Here is a 24,903-nt window from a genome sequence, read left to right on the forward strand (position 1 = left end):
TGTGATAAAAAACCAAAAGAATTATAATTTCGCACTAATTTGTGTACAATTAACCACTAATTACAGTAGGTTACCGTATTAAGGTAGCTTTTTATGATGAGAGTAAATTATGAAAATTAATGAAAAAATTCGTCAATTGCGTGAACAACATCAATTATCTCAAGAAAATATGGCGGATAAATTGGGTATGTCAGTAACAGGCTATGCCAAAATTGAGCGGGGAGAAGTGCGTTCAACCTTGCAACGTTTAGAACAGATTTCAGAAGTGTTTGAAATGGATATTTGTGAGTTATTTGCTTTTGGAGAAAATGAGAAAATTTATTTTAATAATTCAGTTGTTGAATCGACAAATTCTAACAATTTCTTATTTGCCGTAGGGAATGAGAATTTAGAAAAAGCCATTCAACAATTGCAATTAATGCTGACACACAAAGACGAATTATTACTACAAAAAGACAAAATTATTCACGGTTTGGAACGTGAGCTTGAGTTGCTCAGAAAATTACAAAATTAAGAAATGGAAACGGGGATAAAACATCCCCGTTTTTGACCGCTCTTTATTTCCCTTTCACATCAATAATCACGATTTCCGATTGTGATCCCAAACGCATTGGGATGCCCCAAAATCCGTAGCCTGATGTCACCATAAAATAGGGGTTGCCGATTTTTTCTAAGCCGTAATCAATGCGGTAGGTGAGGGTGGTGATAAGATTTGCCGGAAAAATTTGCCCTTTGTGAGTATGGCCGGAAACCTGTAAATCAAAAGGCAAGGTGGAATGGATTTCCACTTCGGAAGGGCGGTGATCGAGGACGATAATCGGTAAATCCGCTTGGGCTTGCTTTAATAAGGTTGCCGTGCTTGGACGGTTTTTTTCGAGATCGTCATTTCGCCCGATTAAAACGATCTCGTCATTAATGGTTGCCACTTGATCCTTTAATAGAATGATACCGGCTTGGCGGATTTCTTCGGTGATTTCTTCTTGATGTCCAAAGAAATCGTGGTTGCCTAGGGTGGCATAAACCCCTAATGGCGCACGAAGTTTGGCCAAATGAGGGCGCATATTTTCCGCTAAATAGGCGGTAACATTATCATCCATAATATCGCCGGGCAGTAAGATGATATCGACTTTTTGTTCGTCCATGATTTGTGCCAGTTTATCTAGGGCTTTTCCACCAAATAATGATCCGAGATGTAAATCACTTGCCACGCCAATTTTCAAGGGTTTCATTGGTTTATCTAATGTGATGTCATAATGCACAAGGCGTGGAACATAGGCGTTATAAACGCTTAATCCGAGTAATCCTGCCAAGGCAAAAGGATAGGCAAGGCGTAAAGTGCGGTCAATTTTGGTAATGATTTTTGTTTTTCTGAAAAGAAAATGAATGCTCGCTATACCGAGGCTGATAAAAGCGGAAAAAAGTAATAAGGCGAGGATAAAGGCAATAGCTCGTGCCGCCATAAAGAGTTGCAGAATTTGCCCAATCAAAATGGCATTGGGGATGCCAAAAGTAATGAAGGCGAGATATTTTTTGCCTTTGGGGGAAAGTTTCCCGGCAAAAAGCCAATGTAAGGTGCGGTTAAAAATGGCGATAAAGAGCTGTAAGCTGATAATGGCTACGGCAAAAATAATATAGTAACGGAATTCCATAAAGTTCGCTGCTTTCCTCAGTCGTTTTAAAAGGGCGAATGATAAATTTCTCTGTTTCCAAAGGCAAATTTTTTCGCTAGAATGCGCCTAATTTTTTGACTTAAAAGGATAATATTATGTTTGGAAAAGGCGGTTTAGGCGGCTTGATGAAACAAGCACAACAAATGCAAGAAAAAATGCAGAAAATGCAGGAAGAAATCGCACAACTTGAAGTGACCGGTGAATCTGGGGCGGGATTGGTGAAAATCACCATTAATGGCGCACACAATTGTCGCCGTATTGATATCGATCCTTCTTTAATGGAAGACGATAAAGAAATGTTAGAAGATTTAATCGCCGCAGCATTCAACGATGCGGTACGCCGTGCGGAAGAATTGCAAAAAGAAAAAATGGCTTCGGTCACAGCCGGTATGCCATTACCGCCGGGAATGAAATTTCCTTTTTAATGATTGGGTGCGTGAAGCGGATTTCACGCACGCTTTCCACTTTCCCTTTCATTTATCATTATGCAAAGTAGTCCACTTTTAGAACATCTCATTGAAAATCTTCGTTGTTTACCGGGTGTGGGGCCAAAATCAGCACAGCGTATGGCCTATCACCTTTTGCAACGTAATCGTAGTGGTGGGATGAATTTGGCTCGGGCGCTTACTGAGGCAATGTCTAAAATCGGGCATTGTTCCCATTGCCGTGATTTCACGGAAGAAGAGGTGTGTAATATTTGTAATAATCCTCGCCGTCAAAATTCCGGTTTACTTTGTGTGGTGGAAATGCCGGCGGATATTCAGGCCATTGAGCAAACCGGGCAATTTTCCGGTCGATATTTTGTGTTAATGGGGCATTTATCGCCACTCGATGGCATTGGGCCTCGTGAAATCGGGTTGGATTTATTGCAAAAACGGTTGATCGAGGAATCTTTTCACGAAGTGATCCTCGCCACCAATCCGACTGTTGAGGGAGAGGCGACAGCAAATTATATTGCGGAAATTTGCCGTCAACACAATATTAAAGTGAGCCGCATTGCCCATGGTATTCCGGTGGGCGGCGAGCTTGAAACCGTTGATGGCACAACCCTTACTCATTCTTTCCTTGGTCGCCGTCAAATCGATTAATCTTTTCTTATGCGTTTATTTATCGCCGAAAAACCCAGTTTAGCGCGTGCTATTGCCGATGTGTTGCCTAAACCACATCAACGTGGTGACGGCTTTATTAAATGTGGCGATAAGGATGTGGTGACTTGGTGTGTGGGGCATTTGCTGGAGCAAGCCGAACCCGATGTTTATGATCCCAAATTTAAACAATGGCGATTAGAACATTTACCTATCATTCCCGAAAAATGGCAACTTTTGCCCCGTAAAGAGGCGAAAAAGCAGCTGGCGGTGGTGGAAAAACTTATTCATCAGGCAGATGAATTAGTCAATGCGGGTGACCCGGATCGAGAAGGGCAGCTTTTGGTGGATGAGGTGTTTAGCTATGCCAAGCTGAGTGCAGAAAAGCGTGATAAGATCCAACGCTGTTTAATCAGTGATCTTAATCCCAGTGCGGTGGAAAAAGCCGTTAACAAATTACAGCCGAACCGTAATTTTATTCCGCTTTCCACTTCAGCCTTGGCAAGGGCTCGTGCCGATTGGCTTTATGGCATTAATATGACAAGGGCTTACACCATTCGTGGGCGACAGGCCGGTTATAATGGCGTGCTTTCTGTGGGGAGGGTACAAACCCCGGTGTTGGGTTTGATTGTACGCCGAGATTTAGACATCGAGCATTTTCAGCCGAAAGATTTCTATGAAGTGCTGGCATGGATCAATCCTGAAGGGCAAGTCGAAAAAACAACAGAAAAATCGACCGCACTTTTCAGTGCCTTATGGCAACCGAGCAAGGCGTGTGAAAATTATCAAGATGAAGACGGGCGGGTGCTCTCCAAAGCCTTAGCGGAAAATGTGGTAAAACGTATTAAGTCACAGCCGGCGGAAGTGACGGATTATAAAGATGTGAGAGAGAAAGAAACCGCTCCTCTGCCTTACTCATTATCTGCCTTACAAATTGATGCGGCAAAACGCTTTGGTCTGTCAGCACAAGCAGTATTGGACATTTGTCAGCGACTCTATGAAACCCACCGCTTAATCACTTATCCCCGCTCTGATAATCGTTATTTGCCGGAGGAGCATTTTGCCGAACGTCAGCAAGTCTTAAAGGCCATTGCTGTTCACAGTGAAACCTATCAAACCTTGCCAAGCGTGGTGGATACAAACCAAAAAAATCGTTGTTGGAATGATAAAAAAGTGGAGGCTCACCATGCCATCATTCCAACGGTGAAAAATCGTGCAGTAAATTTAACCCAAGAAGAACGCCATATTTATGATCTTATTGCCCGCCAATATTTGATGCAATTTTGCCCTGATGCAGAATATCGTAAAAGCAAGATCACTCTGAATATTGCGGGAGGAACTTTTATCGCACAGGCTCGCAATTTGCAGGTTGCGGGCTGGAAAGCGCTGCTTGGTAAAGAAGACGATACGGAAAATCCAGAACCCTTGTTGCCAATTGTGAAGAAAGGGCAGATTTTGTATTGTGAACGTGGGGAAATGATCAGCAAAAAAACACAACCGCCCAAACCTTTCACGGATGCCACCTTGCTTTCTGCGATGACAGGGATTGCCCGCTTTGTGCAAGATAAAGAATTGAAAAAAATTCTGCGGGAAACTGATGGATTAGGCACAGAAGCTACCCGAGCCGGTATTATTGAATTGCTTTTTAAACGGGGATTTTTAACGAAAAAAGGGCGTAATATTCATAGCACAGAAACCGGGAGAATTTTGATTCAGGCCTTACCGGATATTGCCACCCAACCGGATATGACAGCCCATTGGGAAGCCCAGCTCACGGATATTAGCCAAAAGCAAGCTACTTACCAACAATTTATGCATGGCGTGAATCAAATGCTGCCGGATTTAGTGCGTTTTGTTGATTTTAATGCTTTAAGGCAATTAAGCAGAGTGAGCCAAACGGTACAGAAAACAGAAAAAACACAAAAAAGTGCGGTCAAAAAATCGAAAACCGTTCATCGTGAAAAAGCAATTGATTAAAGTTGATACAATTAAATAATAAAAAAGAAAAAAAACTTGCGAAGAGGACAAAATCTTTATATTATTCGCCCCAGTTTTTTTGCGTAATACGCAATCTAGAGTAGAAAAAATGTATCAAGTTCTTTTATTTATTTATGTTGTTGTAGCTATTGCGTTGATCGGCTTTATCCTTGTTCAACAAGGCAAAGGCGCAAGTGCAGGTGCTTCTTTCGGTGGCGGTGCATCAGGCACAATGTTTGGTTCTGCCGGTGCAGGTAACTTTTTAACACGCACCAGTGCGATTTTAGCAACCATATTTTTTGTTATCGCACTTGTGTTAGGTAACCTAAACTCTCATCGTGGTAATGTTGAAAAAGGTACTTTTGATGATTTATCCCAAGCAGCCGAACAACTTCAACAACAGCAACAGGTTGCACCTGCAGTAGATAATAAGAATAGTGATATCCCACAATAAATTAAAATAGACAAATTTAACGCTCTGGTGGTGGAATTGGTAGACACGCTATCTTGAGGGGGTAGTGACCACAGGTCGTGCGAGTTCAAGTCTCGCCCAGAGCACCAAATGACAAAACCCAATGCTTTGCATTGGGTTTTTGCTTTTCTAAAAAATACCTTATTTTTCAATAGATTACAGACCTATAAACTACTTCTATTTTTCTTTTAACTGTATTAAAATACAGTTGTTTTCTGTAAGAGTGATCAGTATTTATGATCTGAAATGATCTGCTTTACAATCTTTTTGCACCAAAAATTGCACCAAAAATAGAAGACTAAGCATGGCAACTTTTATCAAAAGAAATAATAAATGGCGTGCACAAGTGCGTAAGAAAGGCATAAGTAAATCTGCTGAATTTGTATGATCATTAACATGTGACCAAAAATAGACTTTGCTTACCCAGTGTATCAAACTCTTAAATCAAATTTAAGTTATTGATTTTAAATAAATTTTCTAGAATTCCCAGTGTGTCTACTATTTTTCTAGTATATATACACTTTTTTATTTTTTAGGTGGTGGAAAGACTTAGGCTGATCTATAGGAAGCTTTTCTAAATCCGTATTGCTTTTTGCTTTTGTGTAAATATAATGTATTTATTCTTTAACCGATAAAGGGTAGCTATGTTTTCTATTGATGGCTTTGAGTGGGATAAGCACAAAGCAGAGATTAACGAGAAAAAGCATGGAATTAATTTCACTGAAGCGGTCAGCATTTTTTATGATGACGATGCATTATTAATTCCAGACCCAGATCACTCATTCTTAGAAGAGCGCTTTTTATTATTAGGGTGTAGTGAAAAAAGTAATGTGCTTGTAGTGGTGCATTGTGAACGAGATAACAATATCCGAATTATCTCAGCAAGAAAAGCAACCAAACGAGAAATTAACCAATACAGGGGGAAATGATGAGAGAAGAATATGACTTCAGCAAGGGAGTGAAAAATCCTTATGCCAATAATCTAAAATCTAAAAAAGTGGTTACCATTCGCATTGAAGACGAAACCATAGATTATTTCAAAGGCTTGGCAGAAGAAATGAAATTACCCTATCAAACATTGATTAACCTTTATTTAAAAGATTGTGTTGAACAAGGGCGTAAATTAAAAATGACTTGGTAGAGAAGGGATTGAAAAGGCTTAGTGCAGTGCATTAAGCCTTTTTGATTGGAGGTTTGTCGGCAGTACGCAAACGAAGGATAGGCTCTTGCTGATTTTACCAGCACTGTAAAAAGGGAAAATTTAAGCTGCTAAATTGAGCTGATCACTATTGGTTGCCTCTCGCTTTATGGCCCTAATAATTATTTAAAGAATAGCTATTTTTGTGAGTGACTTTTGATTTTAGTATATTTTTGTAATTTCTTTTTTGTTTTTACTTTTCTAAAAGTTTTATTTTCAATGGGGTAGAATATTAAAAACGTTCTATTTACTGTACCAAAATCCAATGATGATATAGGCAAATAATCAGTATTTATCATCTGAAATAAGCTGTTTTACATCTTTTGCACCAAAAATTGTACCAAAACAGAAGACTAAATATAGCAACGCTAACTTTTTAGTATCGAATTGTTTTTATGATTATCAAATATTAATTCGATTTATTGGGTATTGATAAGGGAGTATAGAGAAAATGCGGCCAAATTTGACCGCACTTTAGAAGAGGGGTTAGCTAAACATTGCTGAGATAGATTCTTCGTTGCTAATGCGGCGAATTGCCTCAGCGAGCATAGAAGAGAGGGTGAGAACACGGACTTTTCCAAGGGCTTTCATTTCAGAAGAAAGTGGAATGGTGTCAGTTACAACGATTTCATCAATGGCATCGCTGGCTAGGTTTTTCGCTGCTGCACCGGAAAAGACGGCATGGGTCGCATAAGCAAAAACCCGTTTTGCACCACGCTCTTTTAAGGCTTCTGCCGCTTTGCATAAAGTACCGCCGGTGTCGATCATATCATCGACAAGAATACAATCACGTCCTGCCACATCCCCAATAATATGCATCACTTGTGCCACGTTGGCGCGTGGACGGCGTTTATCGATAATTGCCATATCCGTGTCGTTTAATAGTTTGGCAACAGCACGGGCTCGAACGACACCACCGATATCCGGAGAAACGACAATTGGGTTTTCAAGATCGGCTTTTTTCAAAATATCGTGAATGAGTACCGGAGAACCAAACACGTTATCCACCGGAACATCAAAGAAACCTTGGATTTGTTCTGCGTGTAAATCGCAGGTGAGGACACGGTCGATTCCCACGGTGGAAAGCATATCCGCCACCACTTTAGCGGTGATAGGTACACGGGCTGAGCGGACACGACGATCTTGACGTGCATAACCGAAATAAGGAATCACCGCAGTGATACGGCCAGCGGAAGCACGGCGTAATGCATCCACCATCACGATTAATTCCATTAGATTATCGTTGGTTGGGGCACAGGTTGACTGGATGATAAAGACATCCGCTCCCCGTACGTTTTCGTTGATTTGAACTTGAATTTCGCCATCGCTGAAACGACCAACAGTCGCATCGCCAAGAGAAATATATAAACGTTCTGAAATACGTTTTGCAAGTTCAGGTGTGGCATTACCCGCGAAGAGTTTAATGTCTGGCATTTTGTTATAACCTCAGGTTAAATTGTCGATGAGTTAGGGAGATTGTGGCGTTTCAACAGTTGATGTAACGGCGAAACATTGAGTCCTTTCGCAACAAAACCGAATAATTCTTTTGGTTTTTGTTGAAAGCATGCTTGGGCGTCTGCCTCGTTATTAAACTCAGCGAATACGCAAGCACCGGTTCCGGTTAATCTTGCCGGCGCATATTGTAGCAACCAGTTCAGGGCTTTTTCAACGTCTGAATAGTGATTTAACACAATTTTTTGGCAATCGTTTTCGTAAGGCAAAGAAAGTAGCACATCTAAGGGTCTTTTAGGGGTGTGACGGGGGAGATCCGGATCACTGAAAATCACTGCGGTGGAAATCGCACTTTCCGGTTTTAACACGACAAACCATTTTTCCGGTGGATGGCAGTAAGTGATTTTTTCGCCTACGCCCTCAGCAAAAGCTGCATGGCCGTGGATGAAAATAGGTACATCGGCTCCTAGTTCCAATCCTGTTTCTGCGAGTTCATCAAGGGATAAATTCGCTCCCCAAAGCGCATTTAAGGCAAGGAGTGTGGTGGCCGCATTGGAAGACCCGCCTCCGACACCGCCTCCCATAGGAAGGATTTTCTCTAAATGAATGGTTGCCCCTTGGGTGATACGGGCTTTTTCCTGCAAACGTTTTGCCGCTCGGTAAATTAAATTATCTTCGGTTTTTAAATGAGGAATTTCCGGTGTGATAAGGATATCGCTACTTTGTTCACAAACTTCAATATTGAGCCAATCGCCAAAATCAAGAAATTGAAAGAGGGTTTGTAATTCGTGGTAGCCGTTGGGCAATTTTCCGTTGATATAAAGGAATAAATTGAGTTTTGCAGGGCTTGGAAAACGCCGAGGTTTTCCAAGTAAATCGGGTGAAGAAAGTGCGGTCGAAAATTGATGCGTTTTCATTAAAACATCCACTCATCCACACGGATTTTTAGGGTCTGGGCGGTATTTTGGTTTTTCAGTAAGATATTTTCCGGCATGGCATTTTCTGTGTGGTAAGTTAAATAATCCGCTGTCCAAGTAGATCCCTCAAGAGGATAACTGAAAGTGCCGAGCAAATGATTCATTCCCACTTTATAATCAGAATTGACGGCAGGTTGTCCTTTCAGCCAATAAGCGAGATGTTCTAAGGGGATATCCATACCGATCATTTCTTGCAGTAATAATTTGGCATTGCGTGCCGACTGTCGATTGCCATTATTGTCTGAAATCGTCATTCCCTGTGGTTGCATTTCAATCAATAAAGTGGATTTACTGATAAGTGAATAGAGTTTAAGGGTATAGGATTGTGGATGTTGATATTGCCATTCAAAACGGCTGGAAAAACGTTCTGTCGGGCTAATGTAACCGATTTGCCCTTTGGCACGATATTGCCGGATTTTTTCGATTTTTTGTAAGTGCTGTTGCCAAGCGGCATCGGTTTTATCAAGATATTGCACATTGGTTGGACGCTCTGCATCTAAGGTACAGGCACTCAGGATTGTTGCAATAAAAAGTGCGGTTAAAAATTTTAATGATTTCATGCATTATACTCAGTTGAAAATTGCCGCTATTTTAAGAGGTTAAATATACTTAGTAAAGCTCGTTTTATTGGGGATTATAGGCATTTTTAGCCTCGCTCACCGCTTTGGTTCTACGACGATTGAGTTCGTCTCGAATACCTTCTTTTTCAAAACCATCTGCAATCACTTGCTGTACGTCCACGTTTTTTGCAGCTTTTAGTAGAGCATGAATATAATCCCATTGTGGATATTCCCGCATTTCAAAACCGGTTCGTCCTCGTGTATCGGCAAGGCACAGGAAAAGAAATTCTTGGAATCGTTGCGGTTTTCGCCACACATCAAAACGATTAAACAGTTTCATCACCGTTTCAGGGCGAAGCTCAAAGGCTTTGTGAATATGAGTATGATATTCACAACTCAGCTCAGCCAGTTCTTGGTAATAACTTGGCACTTTTAACCGTTTAGAGAGGGTTCGGGTCGGTTTAATGCCCGCTTGCTCATGCCCATAATGATGAGGCAGGATTTCTTTCGGCGTGAGGGCTTTACCAAGATCATGACAAATTGCCGCAAAACGCACCGCACTTTTGTTGAGCTGACTTTGGTTTTCTGTGAGTTTCGCCGCTTGCTGTAACACTAACATCGTATGCACAAAGCTATCAATTTCCGGGTGATGTTGTGGGGGATTTGGCACGCCATACAGGGCATCAAGTTCCGGGAAAAGGATGCTTAAGGCACCAATTTGACGTAATACCTCAAAATAAATTTCAGGGTGTTTTTCATTGAGTGCTTTTTCTGTTTCAAGCCACACCCGTTCTGCGGTTAAATGTGAGAGTTCACCACTTTGTACCAGATTTTCCATTAATTGAAGGGTTTCCGGTGCGATGTGAAAGCCTAAATGATGAAAACGGGCAGCAAAGCGGGCCAGCCGTAGAACCCGCAAGGGATCTTCTGCAAAGGCTGGGGAAATATGGCGTAAAATTCGTTTATCTAAATCCTGTTTGCCTTGATAGGGATCATAAAGATTACCTTGTTTATCTTGCGCCATGGCATTGATGGTGAGATCTCGGCGGATAAGATCTTGTTCTAGTGTGATATGTTCTGAAAAATCGCAGAGAAATCCTGTATAACCCTTGCCGGATTTTCGTTCTGTTCTCGCTAAAGCATATTCTTCTTTGGTTTTGGGATTGAGAAAAACAGGAAAATCTTTACCTACCTGTTGATAGCCTTGTGCTAATAATTGTTCCGGTGTCGCCCCAACGATCACCCAATCCCGATCTTTAACCGGCAAACCGAGGAGCTGATCCCGAACGGCTCCCCCCACTAAATAGATTTCCATGGATTTTCCTTAAAAAAGAACACCGAACGGATGCTCGGTGTTACTGATTATGCCCAGCCATTACGACGTTTACGTCTTGGTAAAATATGCGGAATGATTAAACCAAGTAATAAACCTACGCCTAGTACAGAACCGCCATAAATAAACCATTGAATAGCAATTTCACGCTTGCCTACATCAAGCATGGCTTCCAAATCCCGATTTTTGTTTTTGACGATCTCTAACTCACGTTTAAGCTGAGAATTTTGTTCTAATAATTCGCTACTTTGCTGTTCCGATTGTTTGGTACGGCGTTGCATTTCCACCGTCCGTTGTTGCCAGTCGCTGTCTAAATGATTGAGTTTTAAGGTTAATTCTTGAATTTGGGCTTTTAACTTTGGATTTTCGAGTTTACTGCTTGGCGTGTTACTCAGTTCGGACGTTAAAATCCAAGCTTCACGGTTTTTGCTGTCACGAATAAGGCTGTATTTACCTTGTCGATCCAACACGTTAACCTGCTCTCCTGATTGAATGGCCCCTGCAATTTTAAATTGATCACCCGCACCACGGCGAAGATAAGTATTTAGATTTTCTGTCACATATTGGGTTTCTGCATAAGCAGAATTGATGGCTGAACCGAGTAAAATCGCTGAGAGTATTGTAGAGATTTTTTTCATCATTATCCTTTAAAATTATGTTAAGTCACATTAATACAGACTTTTATTGAGAAAGAAAGTGCGGTCAAATTTAACCGCACTTTTTTAATCAGTTATTTAATTAGTGAAAAATCGCCCGTAAGAGATAAAAAATGACGATAGAGAAGAACGCACCGGCTGGTAGGGTGACAATCCAAGAGCTGATAATATTGCGGATGACCGTTAAGTTTAATGCTGCAATACCACGGGCAAAGCCAATCCCTAAAATTGCTCCCACAAGGGTTTGTGTGGTCGAGATTGGTAAACCGGTACCGGAGGCTAATACTACAGTCATTGCTGTGGCAAATTGAGCAGCAAAGCCACGGCTTGGTGTTAAATCGGTAATACCTGAGCCGACGGTTGCCATCACTTTTTTTCCCATAGTAAGCAGTCCTACGGCAATACCTAATGCACCTAATGGTAAAATCCACCAAGCTAACGTGCTTTCTGCAACAATCTTGCCGCCTTCATCAACAATGGAAACGACGGCTGAAAGTGGGCCAATCGCATTCGCTACATCATTAGAACCATGAGCGAACGCCATGGCACAGGCCGTTAAAAGCATTAAAATACTGAATACTTTTTCCACTGCACCAAATGTACCTTTTGTAGCGGATTGAGCGAAAGTTTTACTGCGGAAGTAAAAGTGAAAGAAAACCATTCCGATAAGGCTGATTGCTAATGAAATAGATAAAGTCTCTGTTCCTGAAAGGTGTAAGCCAACATGTTTCAAGCCTTTTTTCATGGTGACGATACAAAGCACAAAAATAGTGATCCCCATGTAGTACGGACCGTATTTTTGTGAATTTTTAAGGGGTTGATCAGTGTCAAAGATGAGTTTTTGTGTGCTGGCAAAAATAGCGTAAGCCAAAATTCCGGCAATCACCGGGGTGACAAACCAGCTTCCCACAATGCTACCGATGGTTGACCAATCTACCGAGCCCGGGCCGATGGTGACACAAGCAAAGCCGACAATTGCCCCAATGATGGTGTGTGTACCGGAAACCGGCCAACCCATTTTCGTGGCGATAAAGAGCCAAACGCCGGAAGCAAAAAGGGCAGCAATCATGCCAAGAGCGAGAATTTCCGGATTATCAATAAATTGCATGGGATCGATAACGCCACTTTTGATGGTTTTTGTCACTTCCCCCCCGGCAAGATAAGCACCGGCAGATTCAAAAATTAATGCGATAATAATCGCCTGTTTTACGGTAATAGTACCAGAACCCACAGAGGTTCCCATTGAATTTGATACATCATTCGCACCAATACCAAAGGCCATAAAAAAACCAAATACGGCGGTGATAATCACCAACCATGTACCATATTGATTAATTATTTCCATCGTTTTTTTCCTCTGTCTATTCGTGTTATGAACGTGCTAGCATTAATTCAATGCGTGAACCGACACGCTGTGCTTGGTCTGCTAGGACCCCCACCCATTCGATGATTTTATATAAGAACATCACATCAATCGGGTTATAACGACTTTCAATAGTGTAGAGCATTTTACGCAACTTAATTTGCATTTGATCCGTATCGTCTTCAATACTGTCTAATTCTTGAATCATGTTATTCACTAACTGTAACTCACGGCCTTTAAAACCGGTTTCCAAGAGTTTATCCATTTCCGCAATGACTAAATGTGCTTGATGAATGGAATCTAAACTGCGGCGAACATAGCTTAAAAAATCTTCCTGCATTTCTTCAGGGATTCCAAACTGACGGCCAATCATACGACCGGCAATATCTTTGGCGAAGTTGGCAAGTTTGTCTTGCTGTGTCACCAATTCTAATAAATCGGTGCGATCGATAGGTAAGAATAAACCTCGTGGCAATTTCAAACGAATTTCACGTTTAAGACTATCTGCTTCACGTTCGCGTTGGGAAATCTCTAAACGCACATTTTCTGCACTTTCCCAGTCCTTTGAGAAGGTCTTTTCAAAAAAAGGAATTAAAAGATCACAACATTCAGTGACTTTGTCGGAATGTTTTTGCAAAGGTTTTAACGGTGAGTGGGCAAATAATCCAAGAATATTATTCATTGCCATAGCTCATTTACTCCATAACAGTGGGGTTGAAATTCGTGCGAATATTACCCGATTTTTATTCGAAAGAATAGAATTGATTTTAGCGATCATGCTCATCGGATATGACAAATTTATTCTAATGTCGCCAAAATAATTTGTTCCGGATCGATATGCAACCAAACCTGTTGAGTGATTTGCCATTGGTTGGGGGATGTCAGGCTGGCACAAAATTCGATGTTGCTCTCCTTAAAACCTAAAATGGCCTCTTCTTCATTGATGGATTTAATATTGACGGGAAACTGATTGGTCTGACCTTCCAAGGGTTGAGGAGTGATTTTCACCCAAGGGGCTTTAATCATCAGCATCACTTCTTTTTCTGTCATTAATTTCAAACGTGAGGCACTTTTGGGGGTAATAGAAACCTGCAAGGGGGCTTTCAATCCTTCGATGTTGACATCGACAATACAGCGGGAATTGACCATTCGCTGGTATGCCACTTTGCCGAAGAATTGATTGCGTGCGCTCGTTTGTAAAGAAAAGCGCGCGGTGGCGGCAAGTAGGCTGTCGAGAGGGATAGTTTCATTTTGTAAAATATTGAAGGCATGATCTTGGGTTTTCTCTAAGAGATCATAAAGTTGGAGCAAGCGTTTGGCATAATTGGTTAAAACTGTCCCGCCTCCATTTTTTCCACCGGTATTGCGTTCTAACAAAGGGGAGGGGCTGAGTTTGTTCATGGCTTCGAGATGATCCCAAGCACTTTTGTAGCTGACTTTAGCATTTTTTGCTGCTTGGTTAATGGAACCGCATTGCTCGATTTCTTTGAGCAGCCGAACCCGTTTCGGATCAATAAAAAGCATTTGTTGAAGTTTTATGGTGAGTAAAATTTCAGTATTTTTCACAGACATTCTGACAACCCCTTAAGAGTAATATGGCATTAGCTATTTTATGATAAAAACCTATTTTTCCGTATCGCTATTTTTTTATTTCGATATATAATAAAATAAATAACGAGTTTCGATAAGCTAAGGAGAAAAAAATGAAAAAATTAACCTCAATTTCAACCGCACTTTTGGTGATAGGTTTTGGTATTTCCTTGGCGTCTTCAGCGAAAGTTACCGTGTTTGCAGCTGCCTCAATGACCGATGCGTTACAGAAGATCGCCACAGACTATGCCAAACAAAACCCTAAAAATGAGGTGGTGTTTTCTTTTGCTTCCTCTTCAACCTTGGCAAAACAAGTGGAGGAGGGGGCACCGGCGGATATTTTCGTTTCAGCCAGCAATAAGTGGATGAAATATCTTTCGGAGAAAAATTTTACGCTAAAAGAAACGGAAAAAACCTTAGCGGGAAATGAATTGGTGTTGATTGCCCCGCTGAAAAGTGCGGTCGATTCTGTGGAGATTTCCAAAGGTGAATGGTTGGGTGCCTTAAAAGATAATTATTTATCCGTTGGCGATCCGGCTCATGTGCCGGCAGGGCAATATGCAGAAGAAGCCTTAACTAAACTGAATTTGTGGGATAAAGTCAAAGATCGTTTAGCCAGAGCCAAAGATGTGCGTGGCGCATTGGCCTTGGTGGAACGGGCGGAAACCCCTTATGGAATTGTGTATGGCACCGATGCCAAAGTGAGCCAAAAGGTGAAAACGGTGGGGGTATTTCCTGTGGGGAGCTATAAACCGGTCATGTACCCTATGGCAATTTTAAAAGATCACGATAATGCGGATTCCCGTGATTTTTTCAACTATCTTAATTCTGAGCGGGCCAAACAAGTGCTTGAAGGTTACGGGTTTTCCGTGAAATAAATGGCATGAAAGAAAGGGCAAGTGTTTGCCCTTTTGTTAAGATTCTCTCTTTCAGCAAAATATCATGTAAGTAAGGAAATGTAATTTGCTCACACAGTTTCTTTCTCTATTTCATCTCAGCCCCTTAGAAACCGATGCTATTCGCCTGAGTTTGACGGTGGCTTTTCATGCTATGCTTTGGAGTTTGCCGTTGGCTATCTTTGTGGCTTGGCTTTTGGCTCGTAAACATTTTTATGGTAAGTCCTTGGTAAGTGGCCTAATTCATTTGCCTTTGGTGTTACCGCCTGTGGTCATTGGCTATTTATTACTGGTCGCAATGGGGCGAAATGGATTTATTGGGCAATATTTATATCAATGGTTTGGTCTCTCTTTTGGGTTTAGTTGGAAAGGGGCGGTATTGGCCTCGGCCGTGGTGGCTTTTCCTTTAGTGGTTAGGGCGATTCGTCTTTCCCTTGAAAGTATTGATATTCGTCTTGAACAGGCGGCTCAAACTTTGGGGGCCTCTCCGTGGCGTGTCTTTTTTACTATCACTTTGCCTCTTTCACTACCGGGCGTTTTAGCCGGGGTAATACTGGGCTTTGCCCGTTCATTAGGGGAATTTGGTGCGACCATTACGTTTGTTTCCAATATTGCCGGTGAAACCCAAACCATTCCCTTGGCGATGTACTCGTTTATTCAAACACCGGGGGCGGAAGCTCAAACGGCCCGTTTGTGTTTTTTTGCGGTTATCCTTTCATTTATCGCCTTACTTGCCTCGGAATGGCTGAGTAAACGTATGCAGAAACAATTAGGGCAAGGCAATGTTACAAATTAATATCAAAAAACAACTAGGAAAATTGGCCTTGGAAGCAAATTTACAGCTTCCCGTTCAAGGGGTCACCGCTATTTTCGGCTTATCCGGTGCAGGCAAAACCGCATTGATTAATTTAGTCAGTGGACTTACCCAACCTGATGAGGGCTTTATCCGATTAAATGACCGCACGTTGGTTGATAGCAAAACCCAGCAAAATATCCCCGTTCATTTGCGTAAAATCGGTTATGTGTTTCAAGATGCCCGCCTATTTCCTCATTACACAGTGAAAGGTAACTTATGTTATGGAGCGAAAAATGTTTCAAAAGCGGCCTTTGAAGATATTGTGGCATTACTTGGTATCGGCCATTTATTGAAACGTTATCCTTTCACTCTTTCAGGGGGAGAAAAGCAACGTGTTGCCATTGGGCGTGCGTTACTCACCGATCCGGACATGTTATTGATGGATGAACCCCTTTCCGCTTTAGATTTACCTCGTAAACGGGAATTAATGCATTATTTGGAACGACTTTCTCAAGAAATTAATATTCCTATTTTGTATGTCACACACAGTCTTGAGGAATTATTGCGATTGGCCGACAGAGTGGTACTAATGGAAAACGGAAAAGTCAAAGCCTATGATGCTGTCGAGCGGATTTGGAACACCGAGGTTTTTGCCCCTTGGAAAGGGGATAATGAACAGAGTAGTGTTTTCGCCTTACCCGTGCATTTACATCATCCTTCTTACAAAATGACCGCACTTTCCTTGGGAAACCAATTACTTTGGGTTCATCAAGTGAAGGCGAAAGCCGGTGAACCTGTGCGTATTTGTATTTATAGTTCTGATGTTTCAATTGCTTTGCAGAAACCCCAACAAACCAGTATTCGTAATCTTTTACAGGGTCAAATTGTACAAATTGACACACAGGATACCCGTGTTGATATTGCCGTGTTAGTGGAGGGACATCAACTTTGGGCAAGCATCAGCAAATGGGCGCAAAATGAATTAGGCTTGAGTGTTGGGCTGAATGTTTATGTGCAAATAAAAGCGGTATCTGTTGTTTAATATGATATTCCATAAAAGTATAAGCTATAACTAAAAACGATTAGATCTTTTATAAAGAAGGTTATTTAATAACCAGCATGTCAATCTCTAAAGGAATATAAATATGTTATTTTTTACTTTAGCGCTATTTGTGCTGATTTGTATACTCTTAGGTTATCTTTATAAAAAAACACAAAAATTAGGACAAACGGTTTTTATTGGTTTAGTGCTGGGCTTAGGTGTTGGGGCATTGCTCCAAAATTTGTCGGATGAGGAAACTCTTAAAACCGCATTAGACTGGATTAATCTGGTTGGTGGTGGCTATGTTCGTTTATTACAAATGATCGTGATGCCATTAGTTTTCGTTTCAATTTTATCGGCGATAACTCGATTAAATGAGGCGCGATCTTTAGGTAAAATCAGCCTCAGCGTGCTTTCTGTCTTGCTTGTCACCACCGCCATTGCCGCCTTTATCGGCATTATTATGGTGCAGGTATTCGGCTTAACGGCAGAAGGCTTGATTGCCGGAGAACGTGAACTTGCTGCGCAAACCCGAGTATTAGGCCGTGCGGATCAAATTAACGCATTAAGTGTGCCGGCAATGTTGCTTTCTTTCATTCCTAAAAATCCTTTCGCTGAATTAACAGGAGCAAATCCAACCTCCATTATTAGTGTGGTGATTTTTTCTGCATTTCTAGGGGTAGCGGCATTGAGTTTGCGTAAAGAAAATCAGGAATTGGGCGATCGTATTACACAGGGTGTGGAAACACTGAATAAACTAGTGGCACGCTTAGTCCGCTTTGTCATTCGTTTAACCCCTTATGGTGTTTTTGCCTTAATGATAAAAATGGCGGCAACCTCCAAATGGGTGGATATTCTCAATTTAGGGAGTTTCATTGTTGCTTCTTATTTGGCGATTTTCTTGATGTTTATGGTGCATGGCTTATTACTTTTGTTATCAGGTATCTGCCCAATTCAATATTACAAAAAAGTGATGCCTACGCTCGCCTTTGCCTTTAGCTCTCGCTCAAGTGCAGCCACCATTCCATTAAATATCGAAACGCAAACGGACAAATTGGGTAATCATCCGGCGATTGCGAATTTCTCCGCCACCTTTGGGGCAACTATTGGGCAAAATGGTTGTGCGGGGATTTATCCTGCGATGTTAGCGGTCATGATTGCCCCTACGGTTGGGATCGATCCTTTTAGTGTGAGTTATATTGCAACACTGGTTTTTGTGGTGGCGATTTCTTCTTTCGGTATTGCCGGTGTCGGTGGTGGGGCAACCTTTGCGGCGATTGTGGTACTTTCAACCTTAGGCTTACCACTAGAATTAGTCGGTCTATTGATTTCAATCGAACCCCTTATTGATATGGGACGTACTGCCTTAAATGTCAACGGCGCAATGACAGCCGGAACATTAAGCAGTAAATGGTTGAAATTAAAAGAATAAATAATTTTTAATCTGGTGTAGGGACACACTGCGTGTGTCCGAATTTTAGCATAGTGAAATGATTTGATTTTATAGCGGACACACGCAGTGTGTCCCTACATTTCATTGATATTTCTATTTTGTGGTTTTACATTCCGTTTAAATCATCAAGTGCGGTCAAAAATGACCGTATTTTTCTCAGCCAAATGAAAAGCCCGCTAAATGCGGGCTTTGATGTTGATGTATTTATTTATCGGATTTCCCGAGATTATCAAAGAATTTCTTCACCCCATCTAAAAAGCCGGAGGATTTCGGACTGTGTTTGCTTAATCCTTTTCCTTGCAGACTTTCTTCAAGTTCTTTGAGTAATTCTTTTTGTTTACTGTTTAAATTCACCGGGGTTTCCACCACAATGCGACAAATTAAATCACCGGCATAGCCACGGGCGTTCACCCCTTTTCCTCTCATGCGGAATAATTTCCCTGTTTGGGTTTCAGCAGGAATTTTGAGTTTTACCCGACCGTCTAAAGTAGGTACTTCAATTTCCCCCCCTAATGCCGCCGTGGCAAAACTAATCGGGACTTCACAATAGAGGTTGTTGCCATCACGCTCAAAGATATGATGCTCTTTGACATGGATAACCACATAGAGATCACCTGCCGGTGCACCATTTTCGCCTGCTGCGCCTTTGCCGGCTAAGCGAAGTTGGTTACCGGTATCAACCCCTGCCGGAATTTTAACGGAAAGGTTTTCTTTTTTGTGAACCCGCCCCTCGCCATGGCAAACATGACAAGGTTTCTCAATTTTCTTACCGGAACCGTGACAGGTTGGACAAAGGGTTTCGGATACAAAGAAACCTTGTTGACGACGAACACGCCCTGCACCATGACAGGTTGGACAGGTTTCCACTTTTGAACCTTTTTCAGCGCCTGTGCCGTCACAGCTATCACAATGGGCAAGGGTATTAATTTGAATATCTTTGGTGGTGCCTTTTACCGCTTCTTCTAAGCTGATTTCAAGATCGTAACGCAAATCTTCACCACGCACGACACGTTGGCGACTACGGCTGCCACCACCAAAAATATCACCAAACATATCGCCAAAAATATCACCAAAATCCGCACCACCGAAACCGCCGCCAAATCCACCACCGCCGAAACCACCTTGCTCAAAGGCAGCATGGCCATATTGATCGTAGGCTGCACGTTTTTCTTTATCGCTGAGAATTTCGTAAGCTTCTTGAATGGTTTTAAATTTTTCTTCTTTTTCCTTATCGCCCTGAGTTCGGTCAGGGTGATATTTCATCGCCAGCTTTTTATAAGCCCGCTTAATTTCTTTTTCATCTGCACCTTTTGAGATGCCGAGAAGTTCGTAGTAGTCTTGTTTTGCCATTAGGTTTTTCCATTTAGCTTTTTATTTTTTAAGGTTGATTTCTCTATTTTAGATTTCGCCTAAAGCGACCTTCTATCAGGTTTCGCCTGAAGGCGACCTACTTTTACTGCGTTACACTTGCACTTTGTGCCGTTGGCAGAGCCAACGTTCAAAATCTTGCAGATTTTGTCTTTGCTTGTGCAAAGCAAAGTAGGCAAAAGAAACACACCCTGGATAAATCGCTTTTCTGCCCTTTTTTACCATTTTCTTAACGGAAAATTTGTAAACTCGCCTTCGGCTCAAACAGTACAAATTTTCCTAAAAATGGTAAGTCGGGCAGGCAATTTATACGGGGACCCCATTTTATTTTTTCTCCGAGTTCCCCCTCTTTTATAAAGAGGGGGGTAGGGGGAGATTTAAAATACAGTGAAAATCAACCACACTTTTTTATAAAGTAAATACACGAAAAGGGCGTTTTGCAACGCCCTTGTTAGTATTAACAAATGGATTATTTGTTATCTTTCACTTCTTCAAACTCAGCATCAACAACGTCATCATTTGGTTTACTGTTGCTTTGAGCTTGTTCGCCTTGTGGTTGGGCGGTTTGTGCGAGTTTCTGAGCCGCTTCGGCAAGAGCTTGGATTTTCGCTTCAATCACCGCTTTATCTTCACCTTTTGCTGCCGTTTCTAAGTCACTTAAAGCACTTTCAATTACGCTACGATCTGCTGCAGGCACTTTATCACCGGCTTCTTCCAATTGTTTGCGGGTGCTATGTACTAAGTGATCCGCTTGGTTGCGTGCTTGAACTAATTCTTCAAATTTACGATCGGATTCCGCATTGGCTTCCGCATCACGCACCATTTGTTGAATTTCTTCATCAGTTAAACCGGAAGAGGCTTTAATAGTGATTTGTTGTTCTTTACCGGTGCCTTTATCTTTCGCTGAAACGTGAATGATACCGTCTGCGTCAATATCAAAGGTCACTTCAATTTGTGGCATACCACGAGGAGCTGGGTTAATGCCTTCAAGGTTAAATTGACCTAAGGATTTATTGGCTGAGGCTTGTTTACGTTCACCTTGTAACACATGAATGGTTACTGCACTTTGGTTATCTTCCGCTGTTGAGAACACTTGCGATTTTTTCGTTGGAATCGTGGTGTTTTTCTCAATTAAGGTGGTCATCACGCCGCCCATGGTTTCGATACCCAATGATAATGGGGTCACGTCTAACAATAATACATCTTTCACATCACCGGCTAATACACCGCCTTGTACGGCTGCACCGATTGCCACTGCTTCATCCGGGTTAACATCTTTACGAGGTGCTTTGCCGAAGAATTTTTCCACTTCTTGTTGTACAAGTGGCATACGGGTTTGACCGCCCACTAAAATCACATCGTCAATTTCAGAAGCGCTAAGACCGGCGTCTTTTAACGCAATGCGAATTGGCTCAAGTGATTTCGCTACTAAGTCTTCCACTAAGGATTCTAATTTCGCACGGGTTAATTTAATGTTTAAATGTTTCGGTCCGGTAGCATCTGCTGTGATGTAAGGAAGATTAACATCCGTTTGTTGCGCAGAAGAAAGTTCGATTTTCGCTTTTTCTGCCGCTTCTTTTAAACGTTGCATTGCCAGTGGATCATTGCGTAAATCAACACCTTGCTCTTTTTTGAACTCATCTACTAAGTAGTTGATGACACGTGTATCAAAGTCTTCACCCCCTAAGTGGGTATCACCGTTTGTCGCTAATACTTCAAAGGTTTTTTCACCACCGACTTCATCAATTTCGATAATGGATAAGTCGAACGTACCGCCCCCTAAGTCATACACAGCGATAGTTTTGTTGCCTTGACCTTTATCTAAGCCATAGGCTAATGCTGCAGCCGTTGGTTCGTTAATAATACGTTTAACTTCTAAACCTGCAATACGACCGGCATCTTTGGTTGCCTGACGTTGTGCATCGTTAAAGTACGCCGGTACAGTAATAACCGCTTCGGTGACCGGCTCGCCTAAGAAATCTTCGGCGGTTTTCTTCATTTTTTTCAACACTTCGGCAGAGATTTGTGGTGGTGCAAGTTTATCGCCTTTCACATTGACCCAGGCATCGCCATTGTCTGCACGAGTGATTTCAAATGGCATAATGTCAATATCACGTTTGACTTCATCATCTTCAAAACGACGACCGATTAAACGTTTGATTGCAAATAAGGTATTTTTTGGGTTGGTCACTGCTTGGCGTTTTGCCGGTTGACCCACTAATGTTTCGTTGTCATTGGTGTAAGCAATAATTGACGGTGTGGTGCGATCGCCTTCTGCATTTTCAATGACGCGTGGTTTATCACCATCCATCACGGCTACACAAGAGTTAGTCGTACCTAAGTCAATACCAATAATTTTTCCCATTTTTTTCTCCTAAGTAAATTTTTAAATTGAGTGTAATTCATTACGAATTGTAAGATGTGGATACTTCTTCGCATTTCAAGAGAAAAGTAAAAATTTTTTATTTTCCTCTAAAAAGTGCGGTGGTTTCCGTCCTTGTTTTGCAAGATAAGTGCAAAGGATCAAACTTCAAGGGGGAGAAGCACGTTTTTTTATAAACTACTGGAGAAAAAAGAAAAGTGCGGTAGAATTGGTACGTTTTTTGTGTTGATTATCAAAAGGATAAGGAATGAAAAAATCAAAAATTGCGATTGGAATGATGGCTGTGCTGGGGGCGGCTTGGCTAGGCGGCACTTGGTTTACCGGTCAAAAAGCAGAAGCAGAATATCTACGCCAAATTGAGCAGGCCAATCAACGGTTTCAAACCTTGGGGTTGTCTGATGCCTTAAAGATTGAGTTTAAAAATAAGCAATTTGAACGGGGCTTTTTCAGCGCTCAAGTGAAAGATGAAGTGGTGATTTCTTTGCCGAACGAAGAAAAACAATGGTCAATCCCTTTTTCAACAACCTTTTATTATGGGCCACTTCCCGTAAATCAATTGGCAAAGTTTAACCTGATGCCGGCAATGTTTTCGTTAGAGGGGAGCATTGACAAAAATGAAACGACACAGCTTTTGTTTGATCTGGTTAAATCGGATAAACCTATTCAATATCAAGCCTCAACAAGCTATGGTTTAGCCACAAAAGGGGAATTAAAGCTCCTCGAGGGGGAATTTATTGATCCTAAATCAGAACAAAATAAATTGTTTTGGTCGGATGTGGTGATGGGTTTTGATGTGAATCAAGATCTTTCGGGCAGGTACGATACCTCAATTGGCAATGTGTTATTTGAAACCAAAAACCTGAATGATGATGGGGCTAACCTTCAATCCGCAACATATCAGTGGAAAGGGATTACCTTGAATACCACTTTTGCACCAACAAAATGGGGCTATCTCTACACAGGAAAAGGCACATCTTCCATTGACAGTACGGAAATGACCTATTTGGATCAGCAAGGCAAGGCGATGTCTTTTGTGGAAAAAGGCGTAAAAGGTAGCTCTGAAGTCACCTTAGATGGTGATTTTTTAAGTCTTAAAGGCACAAATGATATCGAAACATTACTTGTTGATAATAAAGACTTGGGGAAAATCGCCTACAATTTTGAATTCAATCACCTTGAAGCGAATGCGATGAATGGCTTGTTGGAAGCGCTTGTGAAAGCCTTTAAAGAGGGAAAGATGGGCGATACGCTGGAAGCCAATCAATGGGTTGAAAAGTGGCTTGAACAATATGGGATGACGATTTTTAACAATCAACCACAGGTTAAACTTAATCCTCTCTCTATTTCCGATAATCAAGGAAAAGTCGCGTTAGAAATGAATATTGCGTTAGCCAAAAATCCTAAGTTTGACTTCATGCGTGGTAATTTGTATCAACAATTTACTGATTTTGCGGTGAATATTCATCTCGATAAGGCAACGGCTGAAAATCTTATGATGAAACTCGCCCCGGAAGAAGATAACGCGCATATTAAGGCTAAAATTGAGGAAATGGCGGTAGAAGGCGCGAATAACGGTATCGTTGTTAATAGTGAAAAATCTGTCACAATGAAACTCGTGCTTGAAAAGGGTGAATTGAAATTAAATGATCAAGTTGTGCCGGAAGAACAAGTGCAAGGTGTGATTTTTATGTTGCTAATGGGGGCGATGATGCCACGTTAATGCTACTTAACGGCAGGCTTTGAAAGAAAAGGAGATAAAGTTTATTTATCTCCTTTTGCTTTTAAAGTGCGGTCAAAAAAGATAAGGTTTTTGAACTTTGGCTCATCAGCTCGTGAGCGGTGAACAAACCGGTAAGCGAATTGGTGAATAATCGTTGTTTAATCTAACCGTTCTTTCAAATAACCTTCATAATCAGGAATTTCAATCTCAATATTTTGTTCAACAAGCGGAGAGGTAAGCAAAAAATCTGCAGAAGCTTGATTGATGGCAACAGGAATATTCCATACTGTTGCAATTCGCATTAAGGCTTTCACGTCAGGATCGTGGGGAGCGGCATTCATCGGGTCCCAAAAGAAAATCAGCATATCAATTTTCTTTTCTGCAATCAGTCCGCCAAGTTGTTGATCGCCCCCCATTGGGCCGCTTAATAACGGTTGAATGGTTAAACCGGTTTCCCGTGCTAATAAGTGTCCTGTCGTACCGGTGGCGTAAAGTGCATGTGAGGCGAGGGCAGATTGGTGTTTTTTCACCCATTGAATAAGTCCTTGTTTGCAACTGTCATGTGCCACGAGTGCAATACGTTTATGTTGAGAAAGTGGGCGGGTGGTTGATTTCATCGTAATTTCCTTTATGTTTCAATATGAAAAAACTTTAGACCAAAGTAGGTATTGATGCAAGGTTTTGATTATTGTTTTAATTGCTTTTTTAAATTTTCTATAAGAAATGATACAGGGCAGATTTCTTTATGAAAGAAAGCTCCCATTTTTTGGCGAAAATTTACTATCTTTATTTCAAAAAATCTTCTAAAATTTACAAGATTTGTTAAATGTTTGTGAACCTAAACGGACATTTTTAATATGCGGTTTGGCGTTAAGCCGAACTAACTTTCACTTAATTAACAGATAAGGAAAA

The 24,903-nt window shown here is 41.4% G+C and carries 24 protein-coding genes and 1 tRNA gene; 13 read left to right on the top strand and 12 right to left on the bottom strand.

What is annotated here, in order from left to right:
* Positions 1-109: 109 nt before the first annotated feature.
* Entirely contained in the window at positions 110-514 is a 405-nt protein-coding gene (locus tag BKK48_RS05600; RefSeq protein ID WP_077417968.1) for a helix-turn-helix domain-containing protein, read from the top strand.
* A 43-nt stretch (positions 515-557) separates the two neighbouring features.
* Here BKK48_RS05600 and BKK48_RS05605 read toward each other — a convergent pair whose 3' ends face one another.
* Positions 558-1,649, bottom strand: a complete 1,092-nt coding sequence (locus BKK48_RS05605; protein WP_077427170.1) for a metallophosphoesterase — start codon at positions 1,647-1,649, stop codon at positions 558-560.
* 116 nt (positions 1,650-1,765) lie between these two features.
* Here BKK48_RS05605 and BKK48_RS05610 point away from each other — a divergent pair, with 116 nt between their 5' ends.
* The 7 genes from BKK48_RS05610 (at position 1,766) to BKK48_RS05645 (ending at position 6,345) form a co-directional block, all read left to right on the top strand.
* The gene (locus BKK48_RS05610) at positions 1,766-2,095 is read left to right on the top strand and encodes a YbaB/EbfC family nucleoid-associated protein (protein WP_005629464.1); all 330 of its coding nucleotides are present in this window, start codon (positions 1,766-1,768) and stop codon (positions 2,093-2,095) included.
* A 60-nt stretch (positions 2,096-2,155) separates the two neighbouring features.
* Entirely contained in the window at positions 2,156-2,758 is a 603-nt protein-coding gene (recR, locus tag BKK48_RS05615; protein WP_077427171.1) for a recombination mediator RecR, read from the top strand.
* A gap of 9 nt (positions 2,759-2,767) precedes the next feature.
* Positions 2,768-4,732, top strand: coding sequence for a DNA topoisomerase III (locus BKK48_RS05620; RefSeq protein ID WP_077427172.1), 1,965 nt, complete (start codon positions 2,768-2,770; stop codon positions 4,730-4,732).
* 109 nt (positions 4,733-4,841) lie between these two features.
* Complete coding sequence (secG, locus tag BKK48_RS05625) at positions 4,842-5,186, top strand: preprotein translocase subunit SecG (RefSeq protein ID WP_077427173.1); 345 nt, start codon at positions 4,842-4,844, stop codon at positions 5,184-5,186.
* A 21-nt stretch (positions 5,187-5,207) separates the two neighbouring features.
* Positions 5,208-5,293, top strand: a tRNA-Leu gene (locus tag BKK48_RS05630).
* 555 nt (positions 5,294-5,848) lie between these two features.
* The gene (locus tag BKK48_RS05640) at positions 5,849-6,133 is read left to right on the top strand and encodes a BrnT family toxin (protein ID WP_077427174.1); all 285 of its coding nucleotides are present in this window, start codon (positions 5,849-5,851) and stop codon (positions 6,131-6,133) included.
* Positions 6,130-6,345, top strand: coding sequence for a BrnA antitoxin family protein (locus tag BKK48_RS05645; RefSeq protein WP_244154871.1), 216 nt, complete (start codon positions 6,130-6,132; stop codon positions 6,343-6,345). The genes BKK48_RS05640 and BKK48_RS05645 overlap by 4 nt, the downstream gene beginning before the upstream one ends.
* 543 nt (positions 6,346-6,888) lie before the next feature.
* Here the strand turns inward: BKK48_RS05645 and BKK48_RS05650 are convergent.
* The 8 genes from BKK48_RS05650 to BKK48_RS05685 all read right to left on the bottom strand — a co-directional run bounded on the left by BKK48_RS05650 (position 6,889) and on the right by BKK48_RS05685 (position 14,309).
* A complete protein-coding gene (locus BKK48_RS05650) occupies positions 6,889-7,836 on the bottom strand; it encodes a ribose-phosphate pyrophosphokinase (RefSeq protein WP_077427176.1) in 948 nt (315 codons plus the stop codon).
* Positions 7,837-7,853: 17 nt separating this feature from the next.
* Entirely contained in the window at positions 7,854-8,771 is a 918-nt protein-coding gene (gene ispE, locus BKK48_RS05655; RefSeq protein ID WP_077427177.1) for a 4-(cytidine 5'-diphospho)-2-C-methyl-D-erythritol kinase, read from the bottom strand.
* On the bottom strand, positions 8,771-9,391 hold the full coding sequence (lolB, locus tag BKK48_RS05660; protein ID WP_077427178.1) for a lipoprotein insertase outer membrane protein LolB: 621 nt from the start codon (positions 9,389-9,391) through the stop codon (positions 8,771-8,773). The genes ispE and lolB overlap by 1 nt, the downstream gene beginning before the upstream one ends.
* A 64-nt stretch (positions 9,392-9,455) precedes the next feature.
* Positions 9,456-10,706 carry a multifunctional CCA addition/repair protein gene (locus tag BKK48_RS05665; RefSeq protein WP_077427179.1) on the bottom strand — a complete coding sequence of 417 codons (1,251 nt, stop codon included), beginning with the start codon at positions 10,704-10,706 and terminating at the stop codon, positions 9,456-9,458.
* Between the two features lie 47 nt (positions 10,707-10,753).
* On the bottom strand, positions 10,754-11,362 hold the full coding sequence (locus BKK48_RS05670) for a TIGR04211 family SH3 domain-containing protein (protein ID WP_077427180.1): 609 nt from the start codon (positions 11,360-11,362) through the stop codon (positions 10,754-10,756).
* A 100-nt stretch (positions 11,363-11,462) separates the two neighbouring features.
* Positions 11,463-12,725: an inorganic phosphate transporter gene (locus BKK48_RS05675; protein ID WP_077427181.1), complete on the bottom strand. Its 1,263-nt coding sequence runs from the start codon at positions 12,723-12,725 to the stop codon at positions 11,463-11,465.
* Between the two features lie 25 nt (positions 12,726-12,750).
* Positions 12,751-13,431, bottom strand: a complete 681-nt coding sequence (locus tag BKK48_RS05680; RefSeq protein ID WP_077427182.1) for a TIGR00153 family protein — start codon at positions 13,429-13,431, stop codon at positions 12,751-12,753.
* Between the two features lie 110 nt (positions 13,432-13,541).
* Positions 13,542-14,309: a TOBE domain-containing protein gene (locus BKK48_RS05685; protein WP_077427237.1), complete on the bottom strand. Its 768-nt coding sequence runs from the start codon at positions 14,307-14,309 to the stop codon at positions 13,542-13,544.
* A gap of 137 nt (positions 14,310-14,446) precedes the next feature.
* Here BKK48_RS05685 and modA point away from each other — a divergent pair, with 137 nt between their 5' ends.
* The 4 genes from modA to BKK48_RS05705 all read left to right on the top strand — a co-directional run bounded on the left by modA (position 14,447) and on the right by BKK48_RS05705 (position 18,499).
* Positions 14,447-15,211, top strand: coding sequence for a molybdate ABC transporter substrate-binding protein (gene modA / locus BKK48_RS05690; RefSeq protein ID WP_077427183.1), 765 nt, complete (start codon positions 14,447-14,449; stop codon positions 15,209-15,211).
* Positions 15,212-15,296: 85 nt separating this feature from the next.
* Complete coding sequence (gene modB, locus BKK48_RS05695) at positions 15,297-16,025, top strand: molybdate ABC transporter permease subunit (RefSeq protein ID WP_077427184.1); 729 nt, start codon at positions 15,297-15,299, stop codon at positions 16,023-16,025.
* Positions 16,012-17,067 carry a molybdenum ABC transporter ATP-binding protein ModC gene (gene modC / locus BKK48_RS05700; RefSeq protein WP_077427185.1) on the top strand — a complete coding sequence of 352 codons (1,056 nt, stop codon included), beginning with the start codon at positions 16,012-16,014 and terminating at the stop codon, positions 17,065-17,067. Before modB ends, modC begins: the two co-directional genes overlap by 14 nt.
* A gap of 103 nt (positions 17,068-17,170) precedes the next feature.
* The gene (locus BKK48_RS05705; RefSeq protein ID WP_077427186.1) at positions 17,171-18,499 is read left to right on the top strand and encodes an L-cystine transporter; all 1,329 of its coding nucleotides are present in this window, start codon (positions 17,171-17,173) and stop codon (positions 18,497-18,499) included.
* 225 nt (positions 18,500-18,724) lie between these two features.
* Here BKK48_RS05705 and dnaJ read toward each other — a convergent pair whose 3' ends face one another.
* Both dnaJ and dnaK read right to left on the bottom strand, forming a co-directional pair.
* Positions 18,725-19,870, bottom strand: a complete 1,146-nt coding sequence (gene dnaJ, locus BKK48_RS05710; RefSeq protein ID WP_077427187.1) for a molecular chaperone DnaJ — start codon at positions 19,868-19,870, stop codon at positions 18,725-18,727.
* Between the two features lie 487 nt (positions 19,871-20,357).
* Complete coding sequence (dnaK, locus tag BKK48_RS05715) at positions 20,358-22,253, bottom strand: molecular chaperone DnaK (RefSeq protein ID WP_077416313.1); 1,896 nt, start codon at positions 22,251-22,253, stop codon at positions 20,358-20,360.
* A 265-nt stretch (positions 22,254-22,518) separates the two neighbouring features.
* On the opposite strand from dnaK, the gene BKK48_RS05720 reads away from it, so the two are divergent.
* A complete protein-coding gene (locus BKK48_RS05720) occupies positions 22,519-23,991 on the top strand; it encodes a YdgA family protein (RefSeq protein ID WP_077427188.1) in 1,473 nt (490 codons plus the stop codon).
* A 158-nt stretch (positions 23,992-24,149) separates the two neighbouring features.
* On the opposite strand, the gene mgsA is transcribed toward BKK48_RS05720, so the two are convergent.
* Entirely contained in the window at positions 24,150-24,608 is a 459-nt protein-coding gene (gene mgsA / locus BKK48_RS05725; RefSeq protein ID WP_077427189.1) for a methylglyoxal synthase, read from the bottom strand.
* Positions 24,609-24,903: the final 295 nt, after the last annotated feature.

The sequence above is a fragment of the Rodentibacter heidelbergensis genome, from assembly GCF_002000125.1.
Taxonomy (GTDB): domain Bacteria; phylum Pseudomonadota; class Gammaproteobacteria; order Enterobacterales; family Pasteurellaceae; genus Rodentibacter; species Rodentibacter heidelbergensis.

Bases quoted from the DNA above. Each gene is read 5' to 3' on its own strand.
- BKK48_RS05605 (WP_077427170.1), bottom strand. From the start codon at position 1,649: ATGGAATTCCGTTACTATATTATTTTTGCCGTAGCCATTATCAGCTTA.
- BKK48_RS05720 (WP_077427188.1), top strand. From the start codon at position 22,519: ATGAAAAAATCAAAAATTGCGATTGGAATGATGGCTGTGCTGGGGGCG.
- modA (WP_077427183.1), top strand. From the start codon at position 14,447: ATGAAAAAATTAACCTCAATTTCAACCGCACTTTTGGTGATAGGTTTT.
- ispE (WP_077427177.1), bottom strand. From the start codon at position 8,771: ATGAAAACGCATCAATTTTCGACCGCACTTTCTTCACCCGATTTACTT.
- BKK48_RS05640 (WP_077427174.1), top strand. From the start codon at position 5,849: ATGTTTTCTATTGATGGCTTTGAGTGGGATAAGCACAAAGCAGAGATT.
- modC (WP_077427185.1), top strand. From the start codon at position 16,012: ATGTTACAAATTAATATCAAAAAACAACTAGGAAAATTGGCCTTGGAA.
- lolB (WP_077427178.1), bottom strand. From the start codon at position 9,391: ATGAAATCATTAAAATTTTTAACCGCACTTTTTATTGCAACAATCCTG.
- BKK48_RS05620 (WP_077427172.1), top strand. From the start codon at position 2,768: ATGCGTTTATTTATCGCCGAAAAACCCAGTTTAGCGCGTGCTATTGCC.
- mgsA (WP_077427189.1), bottom strand. From the start codon at position 24,608: ATGAAATCAACCACCCGCCCACTTTCTCAACATAAACGTATTGCACTC.
- recR (WP_077427171.1), top strand. From the start codon at position 2,156: ATGCAAAGTAGTCCACTTTTAGAACATCTCATTGAAAATCTTCGTTGT.
- BKK48_RS05645 (WP_244154871.1), top strand. From the start codon at position 6,130: ATGATGAGAGAAGAATATGACTTCAGCAAGGGAGTGAAAAATCCTTAT.
- BKK48_RS05670 (WP_077427180.1), bottom strand. From the start codon at position 11,362: ATGAAAAAAATCTCTACAATACTCTCAGCGATTTTACTCGGTTCAGCC.
- BKK48_RS05705 (WP_077427186.1), top strand. From the start codon at position 17,171: ATGTTATTTTTTACTTTAGCGCTATTTGTGCTGATTTGTATACTCTTA.
- BKK48_RS05665 (WP_077427179.1), bottom strand. From the start codon at position 10,706: ATGGAAATCTATTTAGTGGGGGGAGCCGTTCGGGATCAGCTCCTCGGT.
- dnaK (WP_077416313.1), bottom strand. From the start codon at position 22,253: ATGGGAAAAATTATTGGTATTGACTTAGGTACGACTAACTCTTGTGTA.
- BKK48_RS05600 (WP_077417968.1), top strand. From the start codon at position 110: ATGAAAATTAATGAAAAAATTCGTCAATTGCGTGAACAACATCAATTA.
- BKK48_RS05675 (WP_077427181.1), bottom strand. From the start codon at position 12,725: ATGGAAATAATTAATCAATATGGTACATGGTTGGTGATTATCACCGCC.
- dnaJ (WP_077427187.1), bottom strand. From the start codon at position 19,870: ATGGCAAAACAAGACTACTACGAACTTCTCGGCATCTCAAAAGGTGCA.
- BKK48_RS05610 (WP_005629464.1), top strand. From the start codon at position 1,766: ATGTTTGGAAAAGGCGGTTTAGGCGGCTTGATGAAACAAGCACAACAA.
- secG (WP_077427173.1), top strand. From the start codon at position 4,842: ATGTATCAAGTTCTTTTATTTATTTATGTTGTTGTAGCTATTGCGTTG.
- BKK48_RS05650 (WP_077427176.1), bottom strand. From the start codon at position 7,836: ATGCCAGACATTAAACTCTTCGCGGGTAATGCCACACCTGAACTTGCA.
- BKK48_RS05680 (WP_077427182.1), bottom strand. From the start codon at position 13,431: ATGGCAATGAATAATATTCTTGGATTATTTGCCCACTCACCGTTAAAA.